Here is a 5,679-nt window from a genome sequence, read left to right on the forward strand (position 1 = left end):
TGAAGAATAAGTGGGGCAAAGAATACCCGTATGCATTCAAAAGCTGGGAGAATAACTGGGAAGTACTATGCCCCTTTTATAAATTTCCTGAACAGATAAGAAAAATAATTTATACAACGAACATAATTGAAGGATTGCACCGACAGTTTAGAAAAGTTACAAAAGCCAAGGCTGTTTTTCCATCGGATACTTCGCTTGAGAAAATGCTTTATCTGGCTTCTATGAATGTCATAAAAAAATGGACTCAACGATACAGGAATTGGGATCAGGTTATGAGTCAATTAATGATTATGTACGATGGAAGGCTGGATTACTACATCTAAATATCGCACTGTTCTGAACAGCTTGCCCTCATTGCCGGGCGGGCTAGGCCCTCAAAATACAGGGAAAAGCATGGAGTTATCAGTATTAAATATTATTGCCAGATTTAATCATTTTAATGTATAGAACAAGAAAATACTGGCAATAATATAAATATAGCAATAAGTTTTTAAGAGTTAATGCTTGGGAAATACTTAACCATTATTGAGTTAATAGCATCCCATACACGGAATTATTTACAGTCCCTTTTGTCAGCTAAAGTGCAGCTTTCCATGTTAGTGTGAATTCATAGCTGAGCAGCTGACACTTTTATCAGTATATCATATGGGTCTCTCTTATTGTAAAGAGTTCGCTTCGCCATTCTTTCATTCCTATTTTTATTTTTAATAACTGCTTATATTTCTTAAACTGTTATACAATGCAGTTTTATGGCCTTTTTTCAGTACTGTTATATTACTGTTCCAAGAGTTCAGATATCTATTGCTACTTGCCTTTTTCAACTCCTTGATTATCGCATCCTGTATTTTATGCTCCTTTTCTGACTTTTCTTTTTTCTTCTGTGCCATTACAAGATCATATACTCTTCCGCCATTCTTTTTAAATATACGTAATTGGGACACTTTATCTGCTCCAATCTTAGACCATCCCATAGGCCTGCTACTTAACCTATCAGAGAAAACATGACTTATATGGCCTTCGGCACTACATCCGATTATCTCAAGATTGTCTACTTTAATTTCTATTCCTACCCAGTTGTTTTCAATATATCTCTTTGCTTCAAGTACAGTATTGTACTTCGTTTCTGAGGTGGTCAACTCTGTTATTTTTTTGAACACTCTTTTTAACAAATCTTTGTCAGCTTCATCTACGGCATCCCTTAATCCCTGTATTATTGCTTCATTATCCAAGTGAGCTGTTGCAGCCTTTATATATTTATTTAGATGATAATTGTCTAAAACAAATTTGCTCTTCGGAATCCATGTTTTATCCATGAAGCTCCATCACCTGATAAATATATGGTTTCAACCTTGTTAATATTGTAAACTTCATCTATATATCTGGATACTTCGAGCCATAATTCTTCGCTATTAAGTATCCCTCCAAAATATCTTGCATTCTTTAATACTTTCCGTTTTGCAGTACTCTTATCGTAATCTATTCCTTCATGAACATATACCATCTTTGGCATAAGAATATCCTTTTGATTAGGCTTTTTTGGTTTTTCCCGTTTTTTCCTTTGTTGTGCCACATGATCTTCATCAGCCTCAATAAAAAGAACTTTGTTATCTTTTTTGCACTTATTTGCTGCACTTGGCTGAACCACTTCAAGATTATGTATTTTATCCATAACTGCCTGTTTACTGATTTTATCTACGTAAGATGCTCTCTCTCCACCCTTACGATAAGTGCTATCTACGGCTTCATCAATTGCATTAATAACTACGTCATCAGTTACACGCTCATGTGGCTCTATTCCAACTATGCCATCTACAAGATATTTTCTTTCTCCTGTTTCCTTTGAAAGAAAGTATGTACGTGAATAATTGGTCATTCCAAAGGAAGTTAGTATACTAGAACTATCTTTTCGAATAATCTCCCATTGTTGTTTTCTAAGCCCAGATTTCCGTAAGTGTTCATCCATCCCTTCTAAAACTTCTGACACTATATTCCGACCTAACTCAAAAATATCTTTTTGAAGCCCCAGAATCAGATTAGTCACATCATCGCCTTGTTCAATAAATTTTTCTATCGTTTCCCTAATATTTTCTATTCCAAAATCTAAAAATTGTTGTATACTGTTGTACATAGAAGATACATCCTATTCTGTTTATTTTGTGTGGAAACTTATATCATAACAGGATGTTATCTTCTTTTTCAATTTTTATGGAAATTTATTCCTTTAAAACCCTACAGTAACTTTACGCTATGAAAGGTACAGTCGCAAATATAAACATAGCAAAAGACATACTTGTATAGTAAGAAAGACGGAACGTAACAAAACAACTGTTGTATCATTTTTAAGCTTTGCCCATTCTGTCGTTAGATTTTGAATAGCAGAGTTAAAGTCCTCCATCTGCTGTTGATACACTGCTATGGCCGGTCTACTGTATTACCTATTTCGGTTCTGCGCAAAAGGCGAGAACCTCGGTCTAGGTGCAGCTAATCTATGTGGATCAAACGGCGCCATAATAAAGAAGTTGTAACTAAGAGCTGTAACCTATGCTAGTTTCATACGGTAGAAGTCGCTGGTTTGAACCCAGGATTCTCACCAAACTAGAGCCACACAAATCGTATTTTTAGGAAGTTTGTGTAGCTTTTAACTGTCGCTTAGGCTGTTGCAATGCTGCCCCAAAATGGTTAAATCTGAATGGATTTGGCAGACAGAATATACCCTCATTATATGAGGGTATATTCTGTGGTAAATACCTTTGGCAACGGCTAAAGGGTGTTTTTATATGCTAAACGCTGATTTTTACAACTGAGAGAGAGGCATTTTGCCCGGCAGCAGGCATAGCTATATCTATTGCGTTCTGAGAAAGGATCCCTAGCGCCAGCGTTTGCCCACTGGTCAGTGAAATAGGAGCACAAGCGGAGACGCTTATTTGGTCGCTGGTTGATGTCTGCAGAGAAAGCTCCAAAGCGCTGAATACGGTGGAGGTAGCGAAATCATAGACTCCAACATAAAGCTGTTCCACTGATGTCTGCTCGGCAATTACAACATTGTAGCTTACCAGGTAAACGCCATCTTCTTGAATGCTTAGCCCGATTGGAAGGTGGGTCACGTTATTGTTCTCAGAGGTGGACATCAAAGCATAATAATATGGAGTATTGGCAGGAACTGGAAGCTCGGTATTTACAAGATTGTAAGCATTACCGAAGGTGCCAATGGCATCAACGCCGGTGGGACCGGTGGGACCATCTACACCGGTAGCACCAGTAGGGCCAGTAGCCCCGACAGGTCCAGTGGCACCAGTGGGGCCGGTAGCACCGGCAGAGCCAGTAACACCATCAGCGCCAGTAGGACCGACAGAGCCAGTAACACCATCAGCGCCAGTAGGACCGACAGAGCCAGTAACACCATCAGCGCCAGTAGGACCGACAGAGCCAGTTATACCAGCAGGGCCAGTTACACCAGCAGGGCCGGTAGTACCAGCGGGTCCAGTAGGACCGGCAGGACCAGCGGGACCAGTAGCGCCAGCAGGGCCAGTAGCACCATCAGCACCGGTAGTACCAGCGGGTCCAGTAGAACCAACAGGCCCAGTGATGCCAGCAGGACCAGTAGCACCGGTAGAGCCAGTAGCACCATCAGCACCGGTAGTACCAGCGGGACCAGTAGCACCAGCAGGACCAGTAGCACCAGCGGGACCAGTAGCACCAGCGGGACCAGTAGCACCAGCGGGACCAGTAGCACCAGCGGGACCAGTAGAACCAGTAGCGCCGACAGACCCAGTTACACCAGTGGGGCCCGTAGCACCGGCAGGCCCAGTAGCACCGATAGAACCAGTAGGGCCAGTAGCGCCGGCAGGACCAGTAGCACCAGCGGGACCGACAGAGCCAGTTATACCAGCAGGGCCAGTAGCACCGGTAGAGCCAGTAGCACCATCAGAGCCAGTAGGGCCGGCAGGGCCGGTAGCACCATCAGAGCCAGTAGGGCCGGCAGGGCCGGTAGCACCAGCGGGACCAGTAGAGCCAGTAGGGCCAGTGACGCCGGCAGGACCAGTAGCGCCGGCAGGACCAGTAGCACCATCAGAGCCAGTAGGGCCGGCAGGGCCGGTAGCACCGGCAGGACCAGTAGCGCCAGTAGAGCCATCAGGCCCAGTAGCACCGACAGGTCCAGTTATACCAGCAGGGCCAGTTACACCAGCGGGTCCAGTAGAACCAGTAGGGCCAGTAGCACCGGCAGGCCCGGTAGCACCAGCAGATCCAGTAGTACCAGCGGGTCCAGTAAGACCGGCAGGGCCAGTAGCGCCAGCAGGGCCAGTAGCACCAGCGGGCCCAGTAGCACCAACAGGCCCAGTTATACCAGCAGGGCCGGTAGCACCGACAGGTCCAGTTATACCAGCAGGGCCAGTTACACCAGCAGGGCCGGTAGCACCGACAGGTCCAGTTACACCAGCAGGGCCGGTAGCACCGACAGGTCCAGTTATACCAGCAGGGCCAGTTACACCAGCAGGTCCGGTAGCACCAACAGGACCAGTAGCGCCGGCAGGACCAGTAGCGCCGGCAGGACCAGTAGCGCCGGCAGGGCCAGTAGGACCAGCAGGACCGGTAGCACCAACAGGCCCAGTTATACCAGCAGGGCCGGTAGCACCAGCGGGACCAGTAGCACCATCAGGCCCGGTAGAGCCAGCGGATCCAGTAGCGCCGGCAGGGCCAGTAGGACCAGTAGCACCAACAGGCCCAGTTATACCAGTAGGGCCGGTAGCACCAGCAGGGCCAGTTACACCAGCAGGGCCAGTAGCACCAGCGGGTCCAGTAGAACCAGTAGGGCCAGTAGCACCGGCAGGCCCGGTAGCACCAGCAGATCCAGTAGTACCAGCGGGTCCAGTAAGACCGGCAGGGCCAGTAGCGCCGGCAGGGCCAGTAGGACCAGCAGGCCCGGTAGCACCAACAGGCCCAGTTATACCAGCAGGGCCGGTAGCACCAGCGGGACCAGTAGCACCATCAGGCCCGGTAGAGCCAGTAGGGCCAGTTACACCAGCGGGTCCAGTAGCGCCGGCAGGGCCAGTAGGACCAGTAGCACCAACAGGCCCAGTTATACCAGCAGGGCCGGTAGCACCAGCGGGACCAGTAGCACCAACAGGCCCAGTGATGCCAGCAGGGCCAGTAGCACCGACAGGTCCAGTGGCACCAACAGTACCAGTGACGCCAGTAGGACCAGTTACACCATCAGCACCGGTAGCACCAGTAGGGCCAGTAGCACCGACAGGTCCAGTGGCACCAGTAGCACCGGCAGGCCCAGTAGCACCATCAGAGCCAGTAGGACTAGCAGGACCGGTAGCACCAGCAGGTCCGGTTATACCAGCAGGGCCAGTAGCACCAGCGGGGCCAGTAGCACCAGCGGGACCAGTAGCCCCATCAGGACCAGTAGAACCGACAGGTCCAGTTATACCAGCAGGGCCAGTTACACCAGCAGGGCCAGTAGCACCAGCGGGTCCAGTAGAACCAGTAGGGCCAGTAGCACCGGCAGGACCGGTAGCACCGGCAGGGCCAGTAGGACCAGTAGAACCAACAGGCCCAGTTACACCGGCAGGCCCAGTTACACCAGTGGGTCCGGTAGCACCAGCGGGACCAGTAGAACCAGTAGGGCCAGTAGCACCAGCAGGGCCGGTAGCACCAGCGGGACCAGTAGCACCA

The 5,679-nt window shown here is 48.6% G+C and carries 2 protein-coding genes and 1 pseudogene; 1 reads left to right on the top strand and 2 read right to left on the bottom strand.

The genetic code is table 11. The features are described from left to right. A partial coding sequence (locus tag LY28_RS18690; RefSeq protein WP_133250216.1) for a transposase occupies positions 1-323 on the top strand: 323 nt, incomplete at its 5' end. 381 nt (positions 324-704) lie between these two features. Here the strand turns inward: LY28_RS18690 and LY28_RS19875 are convergent. Together LY28_RS19875 and LY28_RS18700 are read right to left on the bottom strand one after the other, a co-directional pair. Then, positions 705-2,128, bottom strand: a pseudogene (locus LY28_RS19875) (ISLre2 family transposase). A 652-nt stretch (positions 2,129-2,780) separates the two neighbouring features. Beyond that, positions 2,781-5,679: collagen-like protein (locus tag LY28_RS18700; RefSeq protein WP_133250217.1), on the bottom strand; the 2,899-nt coding region annotated here is incomplete at its 5' end.

Source organism: Ruminiclostridium sufflavum DSM 19573 (assembly GCF_003208175.1).
Taxonomy (GTDB): Bacteria; Bacillota; Clostridia; order Acetivibrionales; family DSM-1351; genus Ruminiclostridium; species Ruminiclostridium sufflavum.